Raw genomic sequence first — 23,698 nt, 5'->3', positions numbered from 1 at the left:
CACATGCCTCTGAAGAAGAGAGGGGTGTTATTCACCCCCTGCTATGAGGCATTTAAGGCAGCGGTGAAAAGAGCGCGGATTGAACTGCCTGACGGCCAGCTTACGCATGTGCTACGACATACTTTCGCCAGCCATTTTATGATGCGTGGCGGTAATATTCTGGTGCTCCAACGCATACTCGGGCACACCGACATTAAAATGACAATGCGGTACTCTCATTTCGCGCCGAGCCATCTGGATGCTGCTGTTGCACTTAACCCATTTGATAACCGGGAACAGGTAAGCGATGGCGATGAAAATGGAGCAGCAGCCTAAATAAGCCGTTCTTAGCCTTTTTATTTTATGATTAGAATCATGAGCTTATGATTTTAAAAGCGGCTCGATAGTTTTTAAAATCCCTCGGCGTTCGCGCTGTGCGGGTTCAAGTCCCGCTCCGGGTACCATGGGAAAGCATCAGAATAATCAAAGCAATAAGCAGTGTCGTAAAACCACCGAAAGGTGGTTTTTTTGTGCCTGTTTTTCTGGGTCGCCTTCGTTCCGCCCTTTGGTTTCGCCCTATGAAGAAGGCATTACAGCCCTCGTGACTGAAAATGGCTGAGTAGGAGCCGTCACTTAGGTATCAGCGATCGGGGGTTTACCTTCGGCAAATCGCAGGCATAAAAAAACCAACCGCAATGGGTTGGTTTCTTAGGCATTTTAGGTCGGCACAAGAGGATTTCAACCTCCGCCGCCATACTGGTACTCCTATCAAAACCGCTTTGCGCCATACCTACGTGAAAATTTTACGAGGATTTTACGGGTAGCTCCCTTTTCAGGCGAGTTTAAAAATCGCTGCCGAGCGGTTTAGCTGAGCGGCCTGATCTTCCATAGAAGCGGCAGCGGCGGCGGCCTCTTGAACCAGCGCAGCGTTTTGTTGGGTCACTTCATCCATCTGGGTAATAGCAATGCCAATATGCTCGATACCGTTCACCTGCTCGCCTGTGGCACTGTGAATTTCTGACATAATTGCTGAGACGTTGCTGATTGCGGTTACTATCCCGGTCATGGTTTTGCCTGCCTGCGCCACCAGGTCTGTACCTTCCGATATACGGTGATTCGACGCTTCAATCAGCGATTTAATCTCTTTTGCCGCCGTCGCACTGCGCTGCGCAAGAGCACGCACTTCACTTGCCACTACGGCGAAACCGCGGCCCTGCTCGCCGGCGCGAGCGGCTTCAACTGCAGCGTTGAGCGCCAGGATATTGGTCTGGAAAGCAATGCTTTCAATCGTTCCAATAATCTCGACCACACTTTTTGAACTATCAAAAATTGCAGCCATAGTGGTAACGACTTTCTCCACCACTTCGCCTCCCTGCTGAGCGATCCTGGACGCGTCGGACGACATGCTACTGGCATTTTGCGCGTTGGAGGCGTTTTGTCTCACCGTTGCCGTCAGCTGTTCCATGCTGGCTGAAGTTTCTTCCAGAGAGGCGGCCTGCTGCTCTGTTCGTGCAGCGAGATCGGTATTGCCCATCGCGACCTCTTTTGAGGCACTGTCGATAGAGGACGCGGCGGTCTGAATATCAGAGACCACTTCTTTGAGTTGCTCCTGCATGGTGGTAAGGGCAACGATCAGAATACCGGTTTCATCTTTTGAATGGGCTACCAGACGGGTAGAGAGATCGCCTGCAGCAATTGCTTGAGCCGCTTTTACCGCTTCCGCAAGCGGAAGGGTAATAGAACGTGCCAGGACGTAGCCTAAAGCGCACGCGATGACCAGACCCAACAGCGCGCCGATAAATAAGGTAATCCTGGTGTTTGTTTGAACGGTATCGACAGAACCTTGCCGTTCGTTGAGAAGCGTTGTTTCGGCTTTGATAATTTCATCAATGGTTTGACGCATTTGATCCATCTGCCTCTTACCGGTGTTGGCTTCGAAGGAAGCATTGAAATCTACTTGCGTCATTGCTCCGCTATTTAGCGCGCGACGGTGATTAAGCAACTCAGCGACAAACTTCTCCTGCCACTCTTGCTCCTGCTTTAGCAAACCATCCAGGCGCTTCTGCTGTGCAGCGTTATCGGCAGTTAAGCCTTTAGTTTCCTGCAAAAATTTAACGAAATCCTCTTTGCCTGAACTCCACGGAGCCAGCATTTCCTCTTTGCCGTTAATCGCATAACCGCGCAGACCGGTTTCCATATTCACCAGACTTAAGGTCAGTGCACGGCTTTTATCGATGACGCGCCAGCTATGAATATTCCATTCATTCGTATTAACGATGTTGGAAAAATTATTATAAAAAGTTGCGCATAATGTCAGTAATAAAAGTAAAACGGCGCCAAAGGCAAAAAATATTTTTTTATTGATAAGCAAATTTCTGAACATTTCAACCTCGATCCACATAGTTTGATAGAGCAGCCTGAAGAGCCGTAAAACATATAAGTTATCGGCAAGGTTTTATCTGGCTTTAACTAAAACTTATGAAAACGTCGCCAATGAAGATATATTCTTCTTTAGTGTATTTTTGTCTATATATCAATAGGATAATAAATTACATAAGCAACCAGACATGGATTGTGGTGCGGTGGGTTATTTTGTGAGGACGGGGTCGTAGTTATTATTTAAGTTTTAATGAAAGTTAAATCGTTAAAAATATAATATATTAAATTTGATATGGTATAGAGTAGGTTAGCAAAACAGGTGTTTGACAAAATAATGGTGCGGGCCCGTCAGGTACCCGCATCTTCTGCCCTTAACCCACGGCTGGCAATATGCCCGCGACGATCGAGAACTGAATCACAATAATCGCGATGCCGCAGATAAAGATCACGCTAAGTACCGGTTTACCGCCCATTACGCGATAGCCGCTTTGGGGATGGTGCTTACGGCTTTGCCAGGCCAGCATCGACGGTAGTAATAGCGCCAGCACCGACAGCGCAACGCCAGCATAGCCCAGCGCCATCACAAAGCCGCGCGGGTAAAAAAGTGCAAACGCCAGCGGCGGCAGAAAGGTAATCGCGCCGGTTTGCAGGCGTCCGAATGGCGTGTTGCGACGCTGGAACAGGTCGGCAAGATAATCAAACAACCCGAGCGAGACACCGAGGAATGAGGTCGCCAGCGCCAGATCGGCAAACAGATGGACCGCCAGCTCGACGTGCGGCGAGGCCACCACTTCGCGTAATGCCTGTAGCAGACCGTTCAATCCCGACTGGCTGGCCAGTAAACCGATAAAGGTGGATGAGTCGATACTGCCAAGCGTCGCCAGCTGCCAGAAAATATAAGCGACCAGCGGAATCGCGCTGCCGGTGATAAACACGCCGCGCAGTTTACGGATATTGCCATCCATATAGCTGACGATACTCGGCACGCTGCCATGAAAACCAAACGAGGTAAAAATAACCGGAATAGCGGAGAGGGCGAGCCCCTTTTCCAGCGGCATCGTCAATAAATTGGCCTGATGAACGTGCGGCATCAGCAGTGCGAGCATAATTACCAGGAACAGCAGTTTCGCGCTAAACAAAAAGCGGTTAAACAGATCGACCAGCGCGGTACCCGCGCACACTATGCCCCCGGCAAGCAGCGTGAACAGCAACACGCCCGTCGTGGGTGAAAGGGAAGTATTGAGCCATGCGCTGAGGCTGGAGGCCAGTAGCTCTCCGGCGCCGCTTATATACGCCGCCGTCAGGGCGTACATTAAAAACATCATGCTAAAGCCGGTTACCCATTGGCCGTAGCGCCCCAGATAACGCCGCGCCAGCGAGCCAAGCCCCGTATCCGCCGGGACATGCTGATAGACTTCTAATAGCAGCAGGGCGGTATAACACATCACGGTCCACAATACGAAAAGCAGGATAAACGTGGTTGCAAAACCCACGCCTGCCGCCGCCAGCGGCATCGCCAGCATACCTGCCCCGATAGTGGTGCCGGCCACGATAAAAACGCTGCCAAGTGTTCGATTCTTCACGCTTTCCTCTGTAATAAACCACATTCCCCGATCAAGATGCGGCGCAGAGTAAGGCAATTCAGCGGCTTCGTCAAATACGCGTTACATCATATGTATCAATAAGTTTACGGTGGCGACCGAAGGGTAATAAACCGGCAATGGGCTGTAAAAAGTCGAGGCTGTAAACCTGTTTTAGCGCAACGTCTGCGGCAAATGTTGCGTTTAAGATACCTCTTTTTAGCGGAGGAACTATGACGTCCATTCACGGTCATGAAGTATTGAATATGATGATTGAAACGGGAGAGCGTTACACGAAGGAGAGTCTGGCGACGGCAATTATTCAGCGCTTTGGCGAAACGTCGCGTTTTCACACCTGTTCTGCAGAAAATTTAACGGCGTCGGAGCTGGTTGAATTTTTGGCCTCGCGCGGGAAGTTTATTCCGTCAGATGAAGGGTTTTCCACTCACGTAAGCAAAATCTGCCAACATTAATAAAAAGGGCGGTAAAGAATGTTCTTAACCGCCCGTAATATTAGTTTTGCGTATCCAGCGTGGCCAGATCTTTATCGACGAAATAAAGTGCTTCGCCGCTTTTACCCACCAGCGTTAATTTATCAATGACGGATTTAAACAGTTTCTCTTCTTCGTGCTGTTCCGCCACATACCACTGCAGGAAATTAAAGGTTGGATAATCCTGGCTGGTCATAGCGAAATGGGCCAGTTCGTTAATGCGCTGTGTAATCAGCTGCTCATGGGCATAAGTGGCCTGGAACAACACATCCAGCGACGGGTAGTCTGCCACCGGTGCTTCAACAGTATTGATGCGCGGCAGGCTGCCGGTGTCCGTCAGATAATCGAACAGACGCTGCATATGCGTCATCTCTTCCTGCGCATGGCGGCGCAGAAACGCGGCGGCACCTTCAAAACTGTGGTAGCTGCACCAGGCGCTCATCTGCTGATAAAGCAGGGAAGAAAACAGTTCCAGATTCATTTGTTCGTTTAATTTTTCGATCATTTCTGCTTTTAACATGCTGCGGCTCCGGCAAAATAATTATCAGGCGAAAGTGCGCTCACTATAATTTGTTATTTAATTATTTGCAAAAGGTAAAATAAATAATCATTTCTGATAAAAAAGAGAATGCGAATAACACGCATTGCCAGCGTAATATTTTATAAATGAGAATTGTTTTTATTTTTAATTAAACATTAAGCCAGCAGAAATAAGCTGGCTTAAACATTACCAGGTAGGTTTAATTTGTACAAAGGCGACGCCGCGACACTGATACTGAATGGTCACTTTGGTGTTCATACAGACCGAGCCGCTAATCAGGCTACAGGTTTGCACCGCTTGTCCATAGGGTACTGCGGTAGCGTAACCCATCTGCTGGCACTGTTTATTCGCCGTACCTTGCGCGGTATAGCTATCATACTTCGCGTTTTGCATCATCGACTGGTTAAAACTCAGGCGCACCAGGCCGCTGATGGGATCGACGCTGCTCACTTCTGCTTCTTTGGTCATCGTGCATCCCGCGAGCAGGAGCAGCGAGGCGGCAACAACTATTCTCTTCATGAAATCACTCTATTTCATTGGGGCATGATCTCATCTTAGCGCGCTGCCCGACAGCCAATCGGCAGAATAACCCGCCAATCAACCGTTACTAATCACGACGGCGGAGTAGTAGCGGTAAAACTGTGAAGCTGCTTCTGATTTTTAAAACGTTTTTTCATTAAATTTGAAAGAATGTTTGTCAGGTAGTAAGGTTTACTCAACTTTTGCTATCTGACGCATGTAACAGGAGAGAGAAGATGAAAATTGCACTGATGATGGAAAACAGCCAGGCGGCGAAGAACGCCATCATCCTCAAAGAGCTGAAGACGGTTGCCGACGAGAAAGATTTTCCGGTTTACAACGTTGGGATGAGCGATGAGAACGATCATCATCTGACCTATATCCACCTTGGCATTATGGCCAGCATCCTGCTTAACGCCAAAGCAGTGGATTTTGTGGTCACCGGCTGTGGTACCGGCCAGGGCGCGCTGATGTCCCTCAACATTCATCCGGGCGTGGTGTGCGGTTACTGTATCGATCCGGCAGATGCGTTCCTGTTCGCGCAAATCAACAACGGTAACGCGCTGGCGCTGCCGTTCGCCAAAGGGTTTGGCTGGGGTGCAGAGCTGAACGTGCGCTTTATTTTTGAGAAAGCGTTTACCGGCCGTAAAGGGGAAGGTTATCCGCCAGAGCGTAAAGAGCCGCAGGTGCGCAACGCCGGTATTCTTAACCAGGTAAAAGCGGCAGTGGTGAAAGAGAACTATCTCGATACCCTGCGTGCTATCGACCGCGAGCTGGTGAAAACCGCCGTTTCCGGCGAGCGTTTCCAGAAATGTTTCTTTGAAAACTGCCAGAACAAAGAGATCGAAGCCTTCGTGCGCGAAATCCTTGCCTGATTATCCTAAGCCGCAGCGCCCGCTGCGGCTTGTTTCTCCAGCCTTAAACTCTTTTTTTCTGCGACACCGCGCTACCGGCATCTTTTGTTAAACGCAGCGTATCGACCATGCCGGCCAGACAAATCAACGCAATAAACACAAACGCCAGCCGGAAGCTAATCCCTTCCACCGCCGTTATCTGCAACCAGCCGCTCACCTGTTCGCCGATACGAATACCAATCGCGCCAAGGGTAATGCCTAAACCGACCGCAAGCTGCGTTGCGGTGCTGAACAAGGTATTGGCATAGCTCATTTGCGCCGAAGGCACATCCGCGAAGGCCAGCGTGCTGACGCCGGTAAACTGCACCGAACGGAAGACACCACCCAGAAAGAGAATCACAAACGTCAGCCATACCGGCGTCTGGGAACTCAGTAATGCGCACGCCAGCAGCGCCAGTACATTCAGCGTACCGTTGATCAACAGCAGTTTTTTGAACCCCAGCCAGCGGATAAGCGGTGTCGTTGCCGGTTTGATCGACAGATTACCGGCAAACACCGCCAGCACCAGCAGCCCGGCGTGGAACGGATCCATGCCGAAGCCCACCTGGAACAGCAGCGGCAGCAGAAACGGTACAGCGCTGATTGATGCACGAAACAGGGAACCGCCGTACATCGTTACGCGAAAGGTCGGTACCGTCAGCGCATCGAGGCGGATCATTGGCCAGCGGGCGCGGCGAAAATGGCGCAGGGTAAAAACAAGGCTTGCCGCACCGAGCGCCAGTAAACCTACCGTTAGCGCGCCCTGCGGATGTTGCGAACCGAGGGCTTCCATCGCATACACCAGGCTCACCATCGCTACAGAGGTAGCGATAAATCCCGTCATATCGAACGGGCGGCGCTCCTCTTCGCGAATATTCGGGATAATGCGTAATGCCAGCGCCATTGCCAGCAGGCCCAACGGCACATTAATAAAGAAGATCCAGCGCCAGTCGGCATAGTGGGTAATAAAGCCGCCAAGGGGCGGGCCAATAATCGGTGCCACCAGCGCCGGCCAGGTCAGGGTAGCGATAGCGGTGATCAACTGGTGTTTTGGTGTGGTACGCAGCACCGCAAGGCGACCCACGGGGACCATCAGCGCGCCGCCGCTCCCCTGCAGGATGCGCATTGAGACAAACATATCAACGCTGGTGGAGAATCCGCATAGCACCGAGGCGAGGGTAAAAATCAATAGCGCCAGCGAGAAAACGTTTCGTGCGCCAAAGCGGTCAGCAATCCAGCCGCTGGCCGGAATCAGTACTGCCAGCGTGATTAAATACGCGCTAATCCCAATATTGAGAGCTACGGCTTCGACGCCAAAGGTTTTTGCCATATCCGGCAGGGCGGTGGCGATCACCGTACCGTCGATAAATTCCATAAAAAAAGCGCCGGCGACCAGTAGCGCGGCGGGGGAAAGACCTCCTGTCTTTCGCGAGAGGGTGCTTTCAGTCATCTAAGCTTGCCATTTGCAAAAATAATTGAGGATGCTAAAAAAAATTTTAGCGCGCTAACTGTAGGATTTATAATTTAATTTTTAACAAACCTAGCGCATTTTTCATTTTTGAAACGTGATTTCCATCACAAAGGAATTGCATTTTGTGATGGAGTTCATATTATATGCCCATAGAGACGTAACACCTGCATAACACATCGCCGGAGCAAAAAATGAAACTGCGTAAAATTCTGAAGCACATGTTTGAAACCTATTGCAAAACTTTCAAAGACGTACCGCCAGGCGCTATGTTCTGATGAAAAAAAACCTGCCGCGAGCAGGTTTTTTTATGCGCAAACCGCAGCCTCTTTTCGGCGCGAACCTACTCTTACCCGCCATTTCCCGCTACTATGACGCCCTTGATTAAAGGAGCATCCTATGTCGCAAAATCTGTCCGTAGACGAAGAGCTGGTTTCCGATGTCGTAGCCTGCCAGTTGGTTATCAAACAAATCCTCGATGTTATTGATGTCATCGCGCCGGTTGAAGTGCGTGAGAAAATGGCCAATCAGCTTAAAAGCATCGATTTTACCAGTCATCCCGCCGCCGCCGACCCGGTAACCCGTCGCGCTATCCAAAAAGCCATTGCGCTGATTGAACTGAAATTTACCCCGCAGGGCGAAGCGCACTGATTTTTTCCTCTCTTCGCTGCCTTTAGCCGCTGGTCTGTGACGTAGTGTAAATTTTGAAACGGTGTTTTGATTTACACTAAGGCCCTATATCACAACCAACCTTAAACCTAAGGAGCAGGGAATGAAAAAAGTGGCGGTGTTGTTGGCGCCCGGTTTTGAAGAAGCGGAAGCGATTATCACTATTGATATTCTGCGTCGCTTAGAGATTGAGGTCGAAACGCTGGCCTGCGCCGAATCGCGTGCGGTGGTGAGCTATCACAATGTCCCGATGGTGGCGGACAGCACGCTCACCGAACGGCAGCAAACCCTGTACGACGCCATCGTACTGCCCGGCGGACCGCAGGGCAGCGTCAATCTTGCCGCCAGCCCGGCGGTGGTTGAATTCGTAAAATCCCACGATGCGGCAGGGAAATTTATCTGCCCGCTCTGTTCGGCCGCCGCGCGTGTGCTGGGCGGTAATGGCTTACTGAAAGGCCGCCGCTATGTCTGCTCAGGGGATCTGTTTGAAACCGTCACTGATGGCGTCTATGTCGACGCGCCGGTGGTGGAAGATGGCAACCTGATCAGCGGTAAAGGATTGGGTCTGGCCTTCGATTTTGCGCTAACCCTGGCTGCCCGTCTGCAAGGTGACGAAACCGCGGCGCGAGATCACGCCGATCATATCTACTATAGCTGGTAGCTTTTCCGCCCGGATGTACGTCGCATCCGGGCACAAGGATAAGCTGGCTGATGTTATGGATTATCCTGCTTTTACCCCCGCCATTTGTCCGACAAAATCGGCTATTTTTATGTGCTAATTCGCTGAATTTATGTACGGAATTACTGTAATTCTGCCGTGTGATGCCGCTCTCCTATGGAGAATCAATTTCCCGCTAAAACTAACTCCAGCACAGAGGACCAGGGATACATGGACTCTAATGCCTTGTTTTATGAACTTTTAAAAGAGCTGATTAGTTATTTTCCCTACATATTAGAATGCTAAAGCCGGAGTTTACCATGCACAAATTCACTAAAGCGTTGGCGGCCATCGGCCTGGCTGCCGTTATGTCACAATCCGCTATCGCTGAAACCATGAAGCTCGGTTTCCTGGTTAAACAGCCCGAAGAACCCTGGTTCCAGACCGAGTGGCGCTTCGCTGATAAGGCAGGCAAAGATTTGGGTTTTGAAGTGATTAAGATTGCCGTTCCCGACGGTGAGAAAACCCTCAACGCCATTGATAGCCTGGCGGCCAGCGGGGCGAAAGGTTTTGTGATTTGTACACCTGACCCGAAACTGGGTTCGGCGATTGTGGCGAAAGCGCGCGGTTACGACATGAAAGTAATCACCGTCGATGATCAATTCGTCAACGCGAAAGGTCAGCCGATGGAAAGCGTGCCGCTGGTCATGATGGCGGCAAGTGAGATCGGCGCGCGTCAGGGCGACGAACTGTATAAAGAGATGCAAAAACGCGGCTGGGATGTCAAACAGACCGGCGTGATGGCGATTACGGCGAACGAACTGGATACCGCTCGCCGCCGCACCACCGGTTCGATGGATGCGCTGAAAAAAGCCGGTTTCCCGGAAAAACAGATCTACCAGGTGCCGACAAAATCCAACGATATCCCCGGCGCATTTGATGCCGGTAACTCCCTGCTGGTACAGCATCCGGAAGTGAAACACTGGCTGGTGCTCGGCATGAACGACAACACCGTGCTGGGTGGCGTGCGCGCCACAGAAGGGCAGGGCTTCAAAGCGGCTGACGTTATCGGGATCGGTATTAACGGCGTCGATGCAGTAAGCGAACTGTCCAAATCGCAGGCAACGGGCTTCTTCGGCTCTCTGCTGCCAAGCCCGGACGTTCACGGCTACAAAACCAGTGAGCTGCTCTACAACTGGGTCACCAAAGGCGTTGAACCGCCGAAATTCACCGCGGTCACCGATGTGGTGCTGATTACCCGCGATAACTTCAAAGAAGAGCTGGCGAAAAAAGGACTGTAATTCTCTGTTGGTTGCGCTCCCCGCACGCGCGGGGAGCCAGACGTACAATGAACTGTTTTGCGGAGACGTTATGCAACAGTCTACTCCTTACCTCTCGTTTCGCGGCATCGGCAAGACTTTCCCCGGTGTAAAAGCCCTGAGCGAGATCAGTTTTGATTGTTATGCCGGGCAGGTTCACGCCTTGATGGGCGAGAACGGTGCCGGTAAATCAACCTTACTTAAAATCCTCAGCGGGAATTACGCGCCGACGACGGGAACGCTGGCAATAAAAGGAGAAGAGGTCTCCTTTGCCGATACCACCGCCGCGCTGAACGCCGGGGTTGCCATTATTTACCAGGAGCTCCATTTGGTGCCGGAAATGACCGTCGCCGAGAATATCTACCTGGGACAGTTGCCGCATAAAGGCGGCTTCGTAAACCGCTCGTTACTTAACTATGAAGCGGGTTTACAGCTTAAACATCTGGGGCTGGATATCGATCCGCAAACGCCGCTGAAGTATCTCTCTATTGGTCAGTGGCAGATGGTGGAGATCGCTAAAGCGCTGGCACGTAACGCCAAAGTTATCGCCTTTGATGAACCGACCAGCTCGCTGTCGGCGCGGGAAATTGACAACTTGTTTCGCGTGATCCGCGAGCTGCGTAAAGAGGGGCGCGTCATTCTCTATGTCTCTCACCGTATGGAAGAGATATTTGCCCTCAGCGACGCGATTACCGTGTTTAAAGATGGGCGCTATGTGCGCACCTTTACCGATATGCAGCAGGTCAATCACGACCAGCTGGTGCAGGCGATGGTCGGGCGCGAGCTGGGCGATATTTATGGCTGGCAACCGCGTGAATATGGCGAACAACGCCTGCGTCTTGAAGGCGTGAAAGCGCCGGGCGTACGCACGCCAATCTCCCTTGATGTGCGTCAGGGCGAGATCGTCGGTCTGTTTGGCTTAGTGGGTGCCGGGCGCAGCGAACTAATGAAAGGGCTGTTTGGCGGCACCAGGATAACAGCTGGTCAGGTGTTTATTGATGGTGAGCTCGTCAATATCCAAAAACCTGCCCACGCGATCCGTGCCGGGATGATGCTCTGTCCTGAAGACCGCAAAGCCGAAGGCATTATTCCGGTTCATTCGGTGCAGGAGAACATTAACATCAGCGCGCGGCGTAAATACATTCGCGCAGGCTGCTTAATTAATGATGGCTGGGAGAGTCAAAACGCCGAGCACCATATTCGTTCGCTCAATATCAAAACGCCGGGCGCCGATCAACTGATTATGAATCTCTCCGGCGGTAACCAGCAGAAGGCGATTCTCGGTCGCTGGTTATCGGAAGAGATGAAAGTGATCCTCCTTGACGAGCCTACGCGTGGGATCGATGTCGGGGCGAAACATGAAATCTACAACGTGATTTACGCGCTGGCTTCTCGCGGCGTGGCGGTACTGTTTGCCTCCAGCGATTTGCCGGAAGTGCTCGGTGTTGCCGACCGTATTGTGGTGATGCGTGAAGGTGAAATAGCCGGTGAGTTATTACATGGTCAGTGCGATGAACAGCAGGCGCTAAGCCTTGCAATGCCGAAAGTTAGCCAGGCTGTCGCCTGAGTGAGGAGAATACGATGTCATCTTTAACTACGTCCCGCCCGCCGAAGTCGGCGCTCAGTTTCGGGCGCATCTGGGATCAGTTCGGCATGCTGGTGGTGTTTGCCGTGCTGTTTATCGGCTGTGCGGTTTTCGTGCCGAACTTCGCCTCTTTCGTCAATATGAAAGGGTTAGGGCTGGCGATTTCCATGTCCGGTATGGTTGCCTGCGGCATGCTCTTTTGCCTGGCGTCCGGTGATTTCGACCTTTCCGTGGCCTCGGTGATTGCCTGTGCCGGTGTGACCACAGCGGTAGTCATCAACATGTCGGAAAGCCTGTGGATTGGTATTTTCGCCGGGCTGATGCTGGGCGTGGTCAGCGGCTTTATTAACGGTTTCGTGATTGCACGACTGAAAATCAACGCCCTGATCACTACTCTTGCCACCATGCAGATTGTGCGCGGACTGGCCTATATCATTTCCGACGGTAAAGCGGTTGGCATCGAGGACGAACGTTTCTTCAGCCTCGGCTATACCAACTGGTTTGGCTTGCCTGCGCCTATCTGGCTGACGGTCGGCTGCCTGATTATTTTTGGTTTCCTGCTGAACAGAACCACCTTTGGCCGTAATACGCTGGCGATTGGCGGTAATGAAGAGGCGGCAAGGCTGGCGGGCGTGCCGGTCGTCAGAACCAAAATCATCATTTTTGTGCTCTCGGGTCTGGTATCGGCGGCGGCAGGGATTATCCTTGCATCGCGTATGACCAGCGGGCAGCCGATGACCTCGATTGGCTATGAGTTAATTGTCATTTCCGCCTGCGTGCTGGGCGGCGTATCGCTGAAAGGCGGGATCGGAAAAATCTCTTATGTGGTTGCGGGTATTCTGATTCTTGGTACCGTAGAAAACGCCATGAACCTGCTAAATATCTCTCCCTTCTCGCAGTATGTTGTGCGCGGCCTGATCCTGCTGGCGGCGGTGATTTTCGACCGTTACAAACAGAAAGCCAAACGTACGGTTTGAGGCGTATCGCTCAAATTTTGCCCGCATCTTCTCGTGTAACTTCAATCCCTTACCAGCCGCAAAAGCGGCTGGTAAGTCATGTTTAAAATGGCGAGCTGCGTCACACTGTCTATACTTACATAGCTAATGATAATGAGACGCCGTACTAAACGGCTCTCAGCTAACACTGTAAGGAGGAAACCAGGGTGGAAGACGCATTATCAAAACCGCCTCTCTTTTCCGGTAATTTTGCCTTTTTTTTCGATTTGGATGGCACTCTCGCGGAAATCAAACCGCACCCGGATGACGTTTTTATCCCTGAAAATGTGCTGGCCAAACTTTCATTGCTTGCAAAGATGAATGACAGCGCAGTAGCACTGATTTCAGGGCGCTCAATCGATGAACTCGAACTGCTCGCCAAACCGTATCGTTTCCCGCTAGCCGGAGTACACGGGGCGGAGCGTCGCGACATGGCCGGACGCACCGAACGCATGACCTTACCGGATGACGTTATACAGCCTCTTGAGCGCGAGCTGCGAGCAGGCTTAGCGCCGCTCACCGGCGTGGAACTTGAAGCGAAAGGGATGGCATTTGCACTGCATTATCGCCAGGCGCCGCAACATGAAGAGGCTGTTTTTGCGCTGGCGAAATCGCTGGTCGAACGCTATCCGCAGCTGGCGATGCAGCCCGGCAAATGCGTAGTGGAGATTAAACCGTCCGGGATCCATAAAGGGGCGGCGATTGACGCTTTTTTGCAAACCCCGCCTTTTCTCGGCAGGAAACCGGTGTTTCTTGGCGACGATCTTACGGACGAAAATGGCTTCAAAACCGTTAACAAACTTGACGGCATATCGATAAAAGTCGGCGCTGGCGCAACACAGGCCAAATGGCGTCTGGCTGATGTAAAAAGTGTCTATCAGTGGCTTGAACAACTTGTCGACCATCAACAACAAGAACAACGGGCGCTAACAAACAGGAGAGATGGCTATGAGTCGCTTAGTCGTAGTATCTAATCGTATTGCTCCGCCTGATGATAAAAAATCCAGTGCGGGTGGGTTGGCTGTCGGGATCCTCGGTGCGTTAAAAGCCACCGGTGGGCTGTGGTTTGGCTGGAGCGGAGAGCTTGGGGACGAGGATCAGCCTCTCAAAAAGGTGACGAAAGGGAATATTACCTGGGCCTCTTTTACTCTCAGCGAAGAGCATTACGAGCAGTACTATTCGCAATTTTCCAACGCCGTTCTGTGGCCAGCTTTTCACTACCGTCTGGACCTGGTCAACTTCCAGCGTGAAGCCTGGGAAGGCTATCAGGACGTTAACGCGCTGCTGGCAGACAAATTACTGCCGCTGATTAAAGAAGACGATATTCTGTGGATCCACGATTACCATCTGTTGCCGTTTGCCAGCGAACTGCGTAAGCGCGGCGTGAACAACCAGATTGGTTTCTTCCTGCATATTCCTTTCCCGACCCCGGAAATCTTCAACGCCTTGCCGCCGCACGCGGAATTGCTTGAACAACTTTGCGATTACGATCTGCTGGGTTTCCAGACCGAAAGCGACCGCACTGCGTTCCTCGACAGCATCTCCATGCAAACGCGGCTGACTACGCGCGGGGGCAAAGAGCATGTCGCCTGGGGTAAAAACTTCCGCACTGAAGTTTACCCGATTGGTATTGAACCCGACGAAATCGCCCAACAGGCTGCCGGGCCACTGCCCGCTAAGCTGGCGCAGTTAAAAGAAGAACTGAAGAATGTGAAAAACATCTTCTCCGTTGAACGTCTGGATTACTCCAAAGGTCTGCCGGAACGTTTCCTCGCCTATGAAACCCTGCTGGAAAAATACCCTGAGCACCACGGCAAAATTCGCTATACGCAGATCGCGCCGACCTCCCGTGGTGAAGTGCAGGCTTACCAGGATATCCGCCACCAGCTGGAAACTGAAGCCGGGCGCATTAACGGTAAATATGGCCAACTGGGCTGGACTCCGCTTTATTACCTCAACCAGCATTTTGATCGCAAAGTGTTGATGAAAGTCTTCCGCTATGCGGAAGTCGGGCTGGTGACGCCGCTGCGCGATGGGATGAACCTGGTAGCGAAAGAGTACGTTGCCGCGCAGGATCCGAAAGACCCCGGTGTGTTAATTCTGTCGCAGTTTGCCGGTGCGGCAAACGAGCTGACCTCGGCGCTGCTGGTCAATCCGTACGATCGCGATGATGTCGCGGCGGCGATGGACCGGGCGTTGAAAATGCCGCTGGCGGAACGTATTTCCCGCCATGCTGAAATGCTCAAGGTGATTAAAGAAAATGATATCGATCACTGGCAGCAGAGGTTTATTAGCGATCTAAAGCGCATCGCGCCACGTAGCGACCAGAGCCAGCTACAAAACAAAGTGGCGACCTTTCCTAAGTTAGCCTGATTTAACCCACGCTCCCGCCCCGGCGGGAGCGCTTTACTCCCTCAGCGTCACCAGCAGAACATCTACTTCGCTTGCCAGCACAATGCTTTTCGCCGAACAGGCGACACGGGCTAAAAAGGTCCGGTTATGATTCCCACACACCACTAAATCGACGCTCTGAGTACGACAAACGTGCAGGATATGCTCGCTTAGCTCTCCTGAAGCGATGATTGTTCGTTCTATAGGATAATTCGCGTCGCGTACCAGCCCATCAAGAAACTGCTGGATCTCTTCCTGCAGAACGTTGCGTACGTTTTCCATCATCGGCGCGGCAAGTTGATTATAGAGTTCGGGATCGGAGGCTAAGGTGATAAGGGTAACGCGTGCGTTACATGGACGGGCGATATCGATGGCTTGCGCAAGGAGTTTTTGACTCTCGGTCGTAACAGCAACGGCGACCAGAAGATGAGCATAAGGCATGTTATACCCCGGTTAGAATCAAATTTTTCTCAGCATTACTCTTATTCTTTGACCAGTGCAAGCCGTGTTTATGACAGGGATGTGAAGGTTATCATAAATATTCATAAATTATTCTAACGTAACGGCATGCTTGCGAGCGGTGCGGATTAACCTAATTTAATACATTAAGTAAAATTCACGGGATAAAAGATCGAACTCTTAAACTATCAACCCTATTGATTAACAAAAGCAAAATGGTTACTTCGAGCAATTAATTAACTCCCTCCAGAATTTAATCCATTGTTTTATCGCATTTTTTATCGCTGTATCTCCAGTAGACACAAATTTGTAAATGTCAATGCGCTAGTACAATGCTCCTCAGACCAGTTAAGGATGTTAAGAGGCCTTTTTGCATGTCTATTCGTTCGTTTGGAATAGAAAAGGGCGCTAATTGTACAAAAAATGACCAATTCACAAGCCGAACTGATAGATTTATTGCTCATATTCGGGTAAATTATGTGACGTGGATCACAAAAATTTCAAATTCCCGTATGGGTCAGATTGTATGTCCCACAACCTACGAGTACAGTTGCCTGGAATTAGGAAAAATCTTAGTTTCTTTGTAAGAAAAGATGAAGCGTGTAGGAAGGCAATAACATTTGAGCGAAGCGCCTTCTCGCGAATTCCTGGTTCGTTATGCATTTAGCCTTTCTTTTTTATACCGGGTTTTTTCCCGGCGACATCACGGGGTGCGGCTTAGCCGCATAAGATACAAGTTGGTTATTCGGGATGGGAAAAATGCATACATCCGAGTTGCTGAAACATGTTTATGACATCAATTTGTCATATTTACTTCTTGCTCAGCGTTTAATTAGCCAGGACAAACCGTCCGCAATGTTCCGTCTCGGTATTAGTGAAGAGATGGCATCTACACTGGGTGATTTAACCCTTCCGCAAATGGTCAAGTTGGCTGAAACCAATCAGCTCATTTGTCAGTTTCGTTTTGACAGCCATCAGACCATTACTCGTCTGACCCAGGAATCACGCGTGGACGATTTACAGCAAGTTCACACCGGGATTTTACTTTCCACGCGACTGCTCAATGAATCTACCCAGACCGGCGACGCGGCCAGAAAGAAAAGGGCGTAACGATGAGCGAAAAAAGCATTGTTCAGGAAGCACGCGATATTCAGTTAGCAATGGAACTGATTACGCTGGGTGCGCGTTTACAAATGCTGGAGAGCGAGACGCAGCTTAGCCGCGGTCGTCTTATCAAACTCTATAAAGAGTTACGTGGCAGCCCGCCGCCGAAAGGCATGCTGCCGTTCTCCACCGACTGGTTTATGACCTGGGAGCAAAACATCCACGCGTCTATGTTCTGTAACGCCTGGCAATTTTTGTTAAAAACAGGCCTTTGCAGTGGCGTTGACGCGGTCATTAAAGCGTACCGACTTTACCTCGAACAATGCCCACAATCTGACGAAGGACCGCTGCTGGCGCTAACGCGCGCCTGGACGCTGGTTCGTTTCGTGGAAAGCGGAATGCTGGAGTTGTCTCGCTGTAATTGCTGCGCGGGTAATTTTATTACTCACGCTCATCAGCCTGTGGGTAGCTTTGCTTGTAGTTTATGCCAACCGCCGTCCCGCGCGGTAAAAAGACGTAAACTTTCCCCGGAAGCTGCCGATATTAATCCACAACTGCTGGATGAACAGATCGATCAGGCTGTTTAACCGAATCAGGTGGAAAACACTCCAGCAGCGGTGCAGTAATGCCGCTGCTTTTTTTTGCCTGCTATTCGCGTTAACCCTGTCAATGTTTGTCCCGAGCCCTTAGTCATTAGCAGAAGGATGATGTCGTGCTTATCGTATTAGGTTACCTGGTTGTTCTTGGTGCAGTCTTTGGCGGTTATATGATGACCGGCGGAGAACTTGGGGCACTTTATCAACCGTCTGAACTGATCATCATCGGGGGCGCGGGGGTAGGTGCATTTATTGTGGGCAACAACGGTAAAGCCATCAAGGGAACGCTGAAAGCGATGCCTTTGCTGTTTCGCCGTTCGAAGTACACCAAAAGTATGTATATGGACCTGCTGGCGCTGCTCTATCGCCTGATGGCGAAATCACGTCAGCAAGGGATGTTCTCGCTGGAACGGGATATTGAAAACCCGAAAGAGAGCGAGATTTTCGCCAGCTATCCGCGCATTTTAGCGGATGCGACGATGCTTGAATTTATCGTGGATTATCTGCGGCTTATCATCAGCGGCAACATGAATACCTTCGAAATTGAAGCGTTGATGGATGAAGAGATCGAAACCCATGAGAGCGAAGCTGAAGTCCCGGCCAACGCCCTCTCGGCGGTCGGCGACTCGTTGCCCGCTTTCGGTATCGTCGCCGCAGTAATGGGGGTGGTGCATGCGCTGGCCTCGGCGGATCGCCCGGCGGCAGAGCTCGGTGCGTTGATTGCGCATGCGATGGTGGGGACGTTCCTCGGTATCCTTCTGGCTTATGGTTTCATTTCTCCACTGGCCAGCGTGCTGCGCCAGAAGAGCGCCGAAACCGCCAAAATGATGCAGTGCGTGAAGATCACACTGTTGTCGAACCTTAACGGCTACGCGCCGCCTATCGCCGTAGAGTTTGGTCGTAAGACCCTGTACTCCAGCGAGCGTCCATCGTTTATCGAATTGGATGAACATGTGCGCGCGGTCAGAAACCCTAACCAACAGACGACGACTGAGGACGCATGAAAAACCAGTCTCATCCGATCGTCGTAGTTAGACGAAAAAAACATAAAGGCCATGGCGGCGGCGGACACGGCTCCTGGAAAATTGCCTATGCCGACTTTATGACGGCGATGATGGCGTTTTTCCTGGTGATGTGGCTGATCTCCATCTCCAGTCCTAAAGAGCTTATCCAGATTGCGGAGTATTTCCGCACGCCGCTGGCAACAGCGGTGACCGGTGGGCCGAGAATTTCGAACAGCGACAGCCCCATTCCGGGCGGTGGCGATGATTACACGCAGCAGCATGGCGAAGTGCAAAAACAGCCGAATATTGACGATCTGAAAAAACGCATGGAGCAGTCGCGCTTGAGCAAACTGCGCGGCGATCTGGACCAGTTAATTGAAGCCGATCCGAAACTGCGTGCCCTACGCCCGCATTTGAAAATCGACCTCGTACAGGAAGGGTTGCGTATACAGATTATCGACAGCCAGAACCGGCCGATGTTTAAAACCGGCAGCGCGGAAGTCGAACCTTATATGCGCGATATTTTACGGGCCATTGCCCCGGTGCTGAACGGCATCCCGAATAAAGTGAGCCTCTCTGGTCACACCGATGACGCCCCCTACGCCAATGGCGATAAAGGGTACAGCAACTGGGAGCTCTCCGCCGACCGCGCTAATGCGTCGCGCCGCGAGCTGGTTGCTGGCGGTCTTGATGACGGCAAAGTAATGCGCGTTGTCGGTATGGCGGCATCAATGCGCCTGGTGAATCGGGGTCCGGATGAAGCAATCAACCGCCGAATTAGTCTTTTGGTATTAAACAAACAAGCAGAAGCGGCCATTCTGCATGAGAACGCCGAAAGTCAGAGCGCGCCTTTAAGCGCCATTACACAGCCAGAGCAGGCGGCAACGGTAGCACCGGCGCCAGCAACCTCGTCTCCGGCAGCAGTTCCTGGGTCGCCCCAAGCCAATCCGAGGTGATAGCGTGAGCATGGATATTAGTGATTTTTACCAAACATTCTTTGATGAGGCCGACGAACTGTTGGCCGATATGGAACAACATTTATTGGATCTGGTGCCGGAAGCGCCGGATTCAGAACAGCTCAACGCCATCTTCCGCGCAGCGCACTCGATAAAAGGCGGTGCGGGTACATTTGGCTTTACCATCTTGCAGGAAACAACCCACCTGATGGAAAACCTGCTTGATGAGGCTCGGCGTGGCGAGATGCAGCTCAACACCGACATTATCAACCTGTTTTTGGAAACTAAAGATATTATGCAGGAACAGCTCGATGCCTATAAAAGCTCGCAAGAGCCTGATGCCGCAAGCTTCGAATACATCTGCAATGCTCTGCGTCAGCTGGCGCTGGAAGCAAAAGGAGAGGTCGTTCCTGCCGCGAGTGGTGCAAAACTCTCTGTTGTAGAGTCGGCTGCGCCCGCCTCTGACGCGCAAACCGCGCCGAATGCCGACGATGGGAAATTGCGAATTGTGCTGTCTCGTCTGAAAGAGGGTGAAGTCGACCTGCTCGAAGAGGAACTCAGCAACCTGGGCACCCTGAGCAATGTCGTGAAGGGCAAAGATACCCTGAGCGTCACGCTGGATGGCGGCGTCGGTGAAGATGACGTGATCGCGGTACTGTGCTTTGTCATCGAAGCCGATCAGATTGGCTTTGAAAAAGCGGCTGCCGCACCTGCCGCTGTTGAAGCGACGCCAGAAGTGGCAGAAGCACCGGCCGCGGCCGCTGTTCCGGCAGTGCAGGCTGCACCTGCCGCTGCACCAGCGTTAAAAGCGGTAGCGAAAGAAGCACCAGCCGGTCGTGAGAAACCAGCGGCCCGCGCCAGTGAATCAACCAGTATCCGCGTAGCGGTAGAAAAAGTTGACCAGCTGATTAACCTGGTGGGCGAACTGGTGATTACCCAGTCAATGCTGGCGCAGCGCTCTAACGAGCTGGATCCGGTAACTCATGGCGATCTGATCACCAGCATGAGCCAGCTGCAGCGCAACGCCCGCGATCTGCAGGAATCGGTGATGTCCATCCGTATGATGCCGATGGAATACGTCTTTAGCCGCTTCCCGCGTCTGGTTCGCGATCTGGCGAGCAAGCTGGATAAACAGGTTGAACTGACCCTGCAAGGCAGCTCGACTGAACTGGATAAGAGCCTGATCGAACGTATTATCGACCCGTTAACGCACTTGGTGCGTAACAGCCTCGACCACGGTATCGAAACGCCGGAAAAACGTGTGGAAGCAGGGAAGTCGCCTATCGGCAACCTGATTCTTTCCGCGGAACACCAGGGCGGGAACATCTGTATCGAAGTCACCGATGACGGTGCCGGTCTCAACCGCGAACGTATTCTGGCAAAAGCGATGTCTCAGGGCATGGCGGTCAGCGAGAATATGTCTGATGAAGATGTCGGCATGCTTATTTTTGCGCCGGGCTTCTCCACCGCTGAGCAGGTAACCGACGTCTCCGGCCGTGGCGTAGGGATGGACGTGGTAAAACGTAACATCCAGGAGATGGGCGGCCACGTTGAAATCAAATCTAAGCAGGGCACCGGGACAACAATCCGTATCCTGCTGCCGCTGACGCTGGCGATCCTTGACGGGATGTCGGTGAAAGTGAATAACGAAGTCTTTATTCTGCCGTTGAACGCGGTAATGGAATCCCTGCAGCCACGCGAAGAAGATCTGCATCCGCTGGCGGGCGGCGAGCGCGTGCTGGAAGTGCGCGGTGAATACCTGCCGCTGGTGGAACTGTGGAAAGTGTTCGATGTGCTGGGTGCGAAAACCGAAGCCACGCAGGGCATTGTTGTTATTCTGCAAAGCGCGGGTCGTCGCTACGCGTTGCTGGTCGATCAGCTGATTGGGCAGCATCAAGTAGTGGTTAAAAACCTGGAAAGTAACTATCGCAAAGTGCCAGGCATTTCCGCTGCCACCATTCTCGGTGATGGTAGCGTTGCGCTGATTGTTGATGTATCAGCGCTGCAGGGTTTGAATCGTGAACATCGTATGGCGCATACAGCCGCCTGATTCGTTAAGAAGGTATAAAACATGACCGGTATGAGTAATGTAGCAAAACTGGCGGGCGAGCCATCAGGTCAGGAGTTCCTGGTTTTCACTCTGGGCGATGAAGAATATGGTATCGATATTCTCAAAGTGCAGGAAATTCGTGGCTATGATCAGGTGACCCGCATCGCCAACACCCCCGACTTTATTAAGGGCGTCACTAACCTGCGCGGTGTGATCGTGCCGATTGTCGACCTGCGCGTGAAGTTCAGCCAGGGCGACGTTGAGTATGATGACAACACGGTCGTTATCGTGTTGAATCTCGGCCAGCGCGTGGTGGGGATCGTGGTTGACGGCGTTTCCGACGTGCTGTCGCTGGCTTCCGATCAGATTCGCCCGGCACCGGAATTCGCTGTCACCCTGTCAACGGAATATCTGACCGGTCTCGGCGCCCTCGGCGACCGTATGCTGATTCTGGTTAATATTGAAAAATTGCTCAACAGCGAAGAAATGGCGCTGCTGGACATCGCGACAACCCACGTTGCCTAATTATTGGGGCGGGTGATAAGCAGTCACCCGCCTTATTTTTCCTCTTTTTTGATGCTATAATATATATTCTGTTTTTCACGCCTGTTTATATTTTATATATCCCTCAGTGGTCCTTTTAATAATATTTTCCTAATGTGATTCATTTCACACTCTTAACTATATATTCTCCGCCTGTTTTCTGTTTCAGTATGTTTTTAATTGTTAATTGATTGAATTTGAATGGGAATTCATTTCTATATTAGATTGATTATGATTAATTAGCTAAGTGGTTGAAGCGGAAAACATAAGCTAAATTTCTGTTATTGCTTTATTTCTTGGCGTGTTTCCCTTATTTCCGCCGTGCTTTACTGGCACTGCGAAATAATTTGCACGCGGTCATATCGGAGATGGAAAGATGAACAGAAAATTACTTTATGTGCTGGCAAGCGGTGTGCTGGTGATGGCGGCGCAGAACGCGCGTGCGGTTACCAGCAGCGGGACAATTGGCGCGACATTGACCTTAACCAATGGCTGCTTAATTAATGGCTCACCCAGCCAAAACGGGATTAACTTCGGTACGCTGGACTTTGGTACCCATCCGGCGACTTTCTCGCAGCTGTCGACACAGTTGGCCGGCGCGAATGGCGGCAACAGCTTTGGTATTCAGTGCACCACCTCCGACTACGCTGTACAAATAACCGGCAACAGCAACTCTACTCCGCCGGGGACGGTCGTGGGTACGCCAGGTACACCAGGCCGCTATCTCGTTAACGCCGCCAACACGACGCAAGGGGTCGCCTACAGCCTCTACAGCGATAGCGGCTTTAGTAACGTGATTGCCAACAACACCGATCTCAGCCCCGCGTCCACCACCGGCGGCGTCGATAACTACACCCTGTACGGACGTATCACCGGCGGCGGCAACAGTGTGAGCGTGGTGCCGGGCACCTACACCGATACGATCAATGTCAGCGTGATCTACTAATTATTCGCCGATGATCTCATGCGGCATACATGTTTCCTCATCGGGAAACCGGGGAGCGCTGCGCGCAATTTTGGGGATGATGTTGTCAGGGGTACTGGTGCCGGCAGCGGCGCTTGCGGTGACGACGCAAACCTTCACCGTAGGGGCCACTGTCGCGCCCGGCTGTTCAGTCGGTCGCGATAGCGGAGGCGTGCTCGGTACCCTCAATTTTGGTACCCGCCCTGGTGTACAGAGCGGCAGGGTGACCACCAGCTTTATACCTAACGCGCAGTTTTCGTTGGCCTGTACGCCAGGCGTGGCGCTAACGATGAGCATTAACGGCGGGCAAAACTTCTCTACCGTGCGCAATATGCAACGCAGCGGCGCAATGGATCGCGTGCCGTATCGCCTTTATACCAGCAGCACGCTGGCGCCCAATAGCGAGATTGGGGTGAATCAGGCCGTTTCCGTCACTTATAGCAACAGTAATGCCATTACGCTGGCGATTTTCGGTGCGGCGCAGCTGACCGGTTTCAGCCCGGCAGGCACCTATACCGATCAACTCACTGTGACGTTGTCATGGTAACAAGGGAG

Annotated in this window: 24 protein-coding genes and 1 pseudogene; 19 read left to right on the top strand and 6 right to left on the bottom strand. The window is 51.8% G+C overall.

The window, feature by feature from the left end:
* Nucleotides 1-12: 12 nt before the first annotated feature.
* Nucleotides 13-315 (top strand): annotated as a pseudogene (locus RW65_RS10575) (tyrosine-type recombinase/integrase); the annotation flags it as partial.
* A gap of 496 nt (nucleotides 316-811) precedes the next feature.
* Here the strand turns inward: RW65_RS10575 and RW65_RS10570 are convergent.
* Together RW65_RS10570 and tyrP are read right to left on the bottom strand one after the other, a co-directional pair.
* The gene (locus tag RW65_RS10570; RefSeq protein ID WP_052250301.1) at nucleotides 812-2,380 is read right to left on the bottom strand and encodes a methyl-accepting chemotaxis protein; all 1,569 of its coding nucleotides are present in this window, start codon (nucleotides 2,378-2,380) and stop codon (nucleotides 812-814) included.
* A gap of 349 nt (nucleotides 2,381-2,729) precedes the next feature.
* On the bottom strand, nucleotides 2,730-3,941 hold the full coding sequence (gene tyrP / locus RW65_RS10565; RefSeq protein ID WP_039056726.1) for a tyrosine transporter TyrP: 1,212 nt from the start codon (nucleotides 3,939-3,941) through the stop codon (nucleotides 2,730-2,732).
* Between the two features lie 230 nt (nucleotides 3,942-4,171).
* Here tyrP and RW65_RS10560 point away from each other — a divergent pair, with 230 nt between their 5' ends.
* A complete protein-coding gene (locus RW65_RS10560) occupies nucleotides 4,172-4,411 on the top strand; it encodes a YecH family metal-binding protein (protein ID WP_039056687.1) in 240 nt (79 codons plus the stop codon).
* Nucleotides 4,412-4,451: 40 nt separating this feature from the next.
* Here RW65_RS10560 and ftnA read toward each other — a convergent pair whose 3' ends face one another.
* Entirely contained in the window at nucleotides 4,452-4,949 is a 498-nt protein-coding gene (ftnA, locus tag RW65_RS10555) for a non-heme ferritin (protein WP_039056686.1), read from the bottom strand.
* Between the two features lie 207 nt (nucleotides 4,950-5,156).
* Entirely contained in the window at nucleotides 5,157-5,489 is a 333-nt protein-coding gene (yecR, locus tag RW65_RS10550) for a YecR family lipoprotein (protein ID WP_039056685.1), read from the bottom strand.
* Between the two features lie 236 nt (nucleotides 5,490-5,725).
* Here yecR and RW65_RS10545 point away from each other — a divergent pair, with 236 nt between their 5' ends.
* A complete protein-coding gene (locus tag RW65_RS10545) occupies nucleotides 5,726-6,364 on the top strand; it encodes an RpiB/LacA/LacB family sugar-phosphate isomerase (protein WP_039056684.1) in 639 nt (212 codons plus the stop codon).
* 43 nt (nucleotides 6,365-6,407) lie between these two features.
* Here the strand turns inward: RW65_RS10545 and RW65_RS10540 are convergent, their stop codons facing one another.
* Nucleotides 6,408-7,832 (bottom strand): MFS transporter, encoded by a 1,425-nt coding sequence (locus tag RW65_RS10540; protein WP_039056683.1) that lies wholly within the window; start codon nucleotides 7,830-7,832, stop codon nucleotides 6,408-6,410.
* Nucleotides 7,833-8,044: 212 nt separating this feature from the next.
* On the opposite strand from RW65_RS10540, the gene azuC reads away from it, so the two are divergent.
* From azuC to otsA, 8 genes are all read left to right on the top strand, one after another.
* Nucleotides 8,045-8,128 (top strand): stress response protein AzuC, encoded by an 84-nt coding sequence (gene azuC, locus RW65_RS22655; protein ID WP_017458329.1) that lies wholly within the window; start codon nucleotides 8,045-8,047, stop codon nucleotides 8,126-8,128.
* A 121-nt stretch (nucleotides 8,129-8,249) separates the two neighbouring features.
* Nucleotides 8,250-8,501, top strand: coding sequence for a DUF2766 family protein (locus RW65_RS10535; protein ID WP_039056682.1), 252 nt, complete (start codon nucleotides 8,250-8,252; stop codon nucleotides 8,499-8,501).
* A gap of 121 nt (nucleotides 8,502-8,622) precedes the next feature.
* Nucleotides 8,623-9,180 carry a DJ-1 family glyoxalase III gene (locus RW65_RS10530; protein WP_039056681.1) on the top strand — a complete coding sequence of 186 codons (558 nt, stop codon included), beginning with the start codon at nucleotides 8,623-8,625 and terminating at the stop codon, nucleotides 9,178-9,180.
* 317 nt (nucleotides 9,181-9,497) lie between these two features.
* Complete coding sequence (locus RW65_RS10525; protein ID WP_039056680.1) at nucleotides 9,498-10,478, top strand: arabinose ABC transporter substrate-binding protein; 981 nt, start codon at nucleotides 9,498-9,500, stop codon at nucleotides 10,476-10,478.
* A 70-nt stretch (nucleotides 10,479-10,548) separates the two neighbouring features.
* A complete protein-coding gene (araG, locus tag RW65_RS10520; RefSeq protein ID WP_039056679.1) occupies nucleotides 10,549-12,063 on the top strand; it encodes an L-arabinose ABC transporter ATP-binding protein AraG in 1,515 nt (504 codons plus the stop codon).
* Between the two features lie 14 nt (nucleotides 12,064-12,077).
* The gene (araH, locus tag RW65_RS10515) at nucleotides 12,078-13,058 is read left to right on the top strand and encodes an L-arabinose ABC transporter permease AraH (RefSeq protein ID WP_039056678.1); all 981 of its coding nucleotides are present in this window, start codon (nucleotides 12,078-12,080) and stop codon (nucleotides 13,056-13,058) included.
* A 185-nt stretch (nucleotides 13,059-13,243) separates the two neighbouring features.
* A complete protein-coding gene (gene otsB / locus RW65_RS10510; RefSeq protein WP_039056677.1) occupies nucleotides 13,244-14,050 on the top strand; it encodes a trehalose-phosphatase in 807 nt (268 codons plus the stop codon).
* On the top strand, nucleotides 14,025-15,449 hold the full coding sequence (otsA, locus tag RW65_RS10505) for an alpha,alpha-trehalose-phosphate synthase (protein WP_039056676.1): 1,425 nt from the start codon (nucleotides 14,025-14,027) through the stop codon (nucleotides 15,447-15,449). The genes otsB and otsA overlap by 26 nt, the downstream gene beginning before the upstream one ends.
* A gap of 33 nt (nucleotides 15,450-15,482) precedes the next feature.
* Here the strand turns inward: otsA and uspC are convergent, their stop codons facing one another.
* The gene (gene uspC, locus RW65_RS10500; RefSeq protein WP_039056675.1) at nucleotides 15,483-15,908 is read right to left on the bottom strand and encodes a universal stress protein UspC; all 426 of its coding nucleotides are present in this window, start codon (nucleotides 15,906-15,908) and stop codon (nucleotides 15,483-15,485) included.
* 777 nt (nucleotides 15,909-16,685) lie between these two features.
* Here uspC and flhD point away from each other — a divergent pair.
* The 8 genes from flhD to RW65_RS10460 all read left to right on the top strand — a co-directional run bounded on the left by flhD (nucleotide 16,686) and on the right by RW65_RS10460 (nucleotide 23,690).
* A complete protein-coding gene (gene flhD, locus RW65_RS10495; RefSeq protein ID WP_039056674.1) occupies nucleotides 16,686-17,036 on the top strand; it encodes a flagellar transcriptional regulator FlhD in 351 nt (116 codons plus the stop codon).
* 2 nt (nucleotides 17,037-17,038) lie between these two features.
* Nucleotides 17,039-17,617, top strand: a complete 579-nt coding sequence (flhC, locus tag RW65_RS10490; protein ID WP_039056673.1) for a flagellar transcriptional regulator FlhC — start codon at nucleotides 17,039-17,041, stop codon at nucleotides 17,615-17,617.
* A gap of 125 nt (nucleotides 17,618-17,742) precedes the next feature.
* The gene (motA, locus tag RW65_RS10485; RefSeq protein WP_039056672.1) at nucleotides 17,743-18,630 is read left to right on the top strand and encodes a flagellar motor stator protein MotA; all 888 of its coding nucleotides are present in this window, start codon (nucleotides 17,743-17,745) and stop codon (nucleotides 18,628-18,630) included.
* Nucleotides 18,627-19,586 carry a flagellar motor protein MotB gene (motB, locus tag RW65_RS10480; protein ID WP_039056671.1) on the top strand — a complete coding sequence of 320 codons (960 nt, stop codon included), beginning with the start codon at nucleotides 18,627-18,629 and terminating at the stop codon, nucleotides 19,584-19,586. The genes motA and motB overlap by 4 nt, the downstream gene beginning before the upstream one ends.
* Before the next feature lie 4 nt (nucleotides 19,587-19,590).
* Nucleotides 19,591-21,636: a chemotaxis protein CheA gene (cheA, locus tag RW65_RS10475; protein WP_039056670.1), complete on the top strand. Its 2,046-nt coding sequence runs from the start codon at nucleotides 19,591-19,593 to the stop codon at nucleotides 21,634-21,636.
* A gap of 21 nt (nucleotides 21,637-21,657) precedes the next feature.
* Nucleotides 21,658-22,161 carry a chemotaxis protein CheW gene (cheW, locus tag RW65_RS10470; protein ID WP_039056669.1) on the top strand — a complete coding sequence of 168 codons (504 nt, stop codon included), beginning with the start codon at nucleotides 21,658-21,660 and terminating at the stop codon, nucleotides 22,159-22,161.
* A 394-nt stretch (nucleotides 22,162-22,555) separates the two neighbouring features.
* Entirely contained in the window at nucleotides 22,556-23,125 is a 570-nt protein-coding gene (locus tag RW65_RS10465) for a Csu type fimbrial protein (protein WP_039056668.1), read from the top strand.
* 76 nt (nucleotides 23,126-23,201) lie between these two features.
* Nucleotides 23,202-23,690 (top strand): Csu type fimbrial protein, encoded by a 489-nt coding sequence (locus RW65_RS10460; protein ID WP_039056667.1) that lies wholly within the window; start codon nucleotides 23,202-23,204, stop codon nucleotides 23,688-23,690.
* Nucleotides 23,691-23,698 lie beyond the last annotated feature (8 nt).

This window comes from Enterobacter sp. Bisph1, assembly GCF_000814905.1.
GTDB lineage: Bacteria > Pseudomonadota > Gammaproteobacteria > Enterobacterales > Enterobacteriaceae > Kosakonia.
Note: the sequence above shows the minus strand (reverse complement) of the source record. Positions and strands in the feature narration are given on the sequence as shown.

What these genes read in the sequence shown, in the direction of transcription:
- RW65_RS10570 (WP_052250301.1), bottom strand. Translation starts at nt 2,380, where the DNA reads ATGTGGATCGAGGTTGAAATGTTCAGAAATTTGCTTATCAATAAAAAA.
- RW65_RS10560 (WP_039056687.1), top strand. Translation starts at nt 4,172, where the DNA reads ATGACGTCCATTCACGGTCATGAAGTATTGAATATGATGATTGAAACG.
- ftnA (WP_039056686.1), bottom strand. Translation starts at nt 4,949, where the DNA reads ATGTTAAAAGCAGAAATGATCGAAAAATTAAACGAACAAATGAATCTG.
- yecR (WP_039056685.1), bottom strand. Translation starts at nt 5,489, where the DNA reads ATGAAGAGAATAGTTGTTGCCGCCTCGCTGCTCCTGCTCGCGGGATGC.
- RW65_RS10545 (WP_039056684.1), top strand. Translation starts at nt 5,726, where the DNA reads ATGAAAATTGCACTGATGATGGAAAACAGCCAGGCGGCGAAGAACGCC.
- RW65_RS10540 (WP_039056683.1), bottom strand. Translation starts at nt 7,832, where the DNA reads ATGACTGAAAGCACCCTCTCGCGAAAGACAGGAGGTCTTTCCCCCGCC.
- azuC (WP_017458329.1), top strand. Translation starts at nt 8,045, where the DNA reads ATGAAACTGCGTAAAATTCTGAAGCACATGTTTGAAACCTATTGCAAA.
- RW65_RS10535 (WP_039056682.1), top strand. Translation starts at nt 8,250, where the DNA reads ATGTCGCAAAATCTGTCCGTAGACGAAGAGCTGGTTTCCGATGTCGTA.
- RW65_RS10530 (WP_039056681.1), top strand. Translation starts at nt 8,623, where the DNA reads ATGAAAAAAGTGGCGGTGTTGTTGGCGCCCGGTTTTGAAGAAGCGGAA.
- RW65_RS10525 (WP_039056680.1), top strand. Translation starts at nt 9,498, where the DNA reads ATGCACAAATTCACTAAAGCGTTGGCGGCCATCGGCCTGGCTGCCGTT.
- araG (WP_039056679.1), top strand. Translation starts at nt 10,549, where the DNA reads ATGCAACAGTCTACTCCTTACCTCTCGTTTCGCGGCATCGGCAAGACT.
- araH (WP_039056678.1), top strand. Translation starts at nt 12,078, where the DNA reads ATGTCATCTTTAACTACGTCCCGCCCGCCGAAGTCGGCGCTCAGTTTC.
- otsA (WP_039056676.1), top strand. Translation starts at nt 14,025, where the DNA reads ATGAGTCGCTTAGTCGTAGTATCTAATCGTATTGCTCCGCCTGATGAT.
- uspC (WP_039056675.1), bottom strand. Translation starts at nt 15,908, where the DNA reads ATGCCTTATGCTCATCTTCTGGTCGCCGTTGCTGTTACGACCGAGAGT.
- flhD (WP_039056674.1), top strand. Translation starts at nt 16,686, where the DNA reads ATGCATACATCCGAGTTGCTGAAACATGTTTATGACATCAATTTGTCA.
- flhC (WP_039056673.1), top strand. Translation starts at nt 17,039, where the DNA reads ATGAGCGAAAAAAGCATTGTTCAGGAAGCACGCGATATTCAGTTAGCA.
- motB (WP_039056671.1), top strand. Translation starts at nt 18,627, where the DNA reads ATGAAAAACCAGTCTCATCCGATCGTCGTAGTTAGACGAAAAAAACAT.
- cheW (WP_039056669.1), top strand. Translation starts at nt 21,658, where the DNA reads ATGACCGGTATGAGTAATGTAGCAAAACTGGCGGGCGAGCCATCAGGT.
- RW65_RS10465 (WP_039056668.1), top strand. Translation starts at nt 22,556, where the DNA reads ATGAACAGAAAATTACTTTATGTGCTGGCAAGCGGTGTGCTGGTGATG.
- RW65_RS10460 (WP_039056667.1), top strand. Translation starts at nt 23,202, where the DNA reads ATGATGTTGTCAGGGGTACTGGTGCCGGCAGCGGCGCTTGCGGTGACG.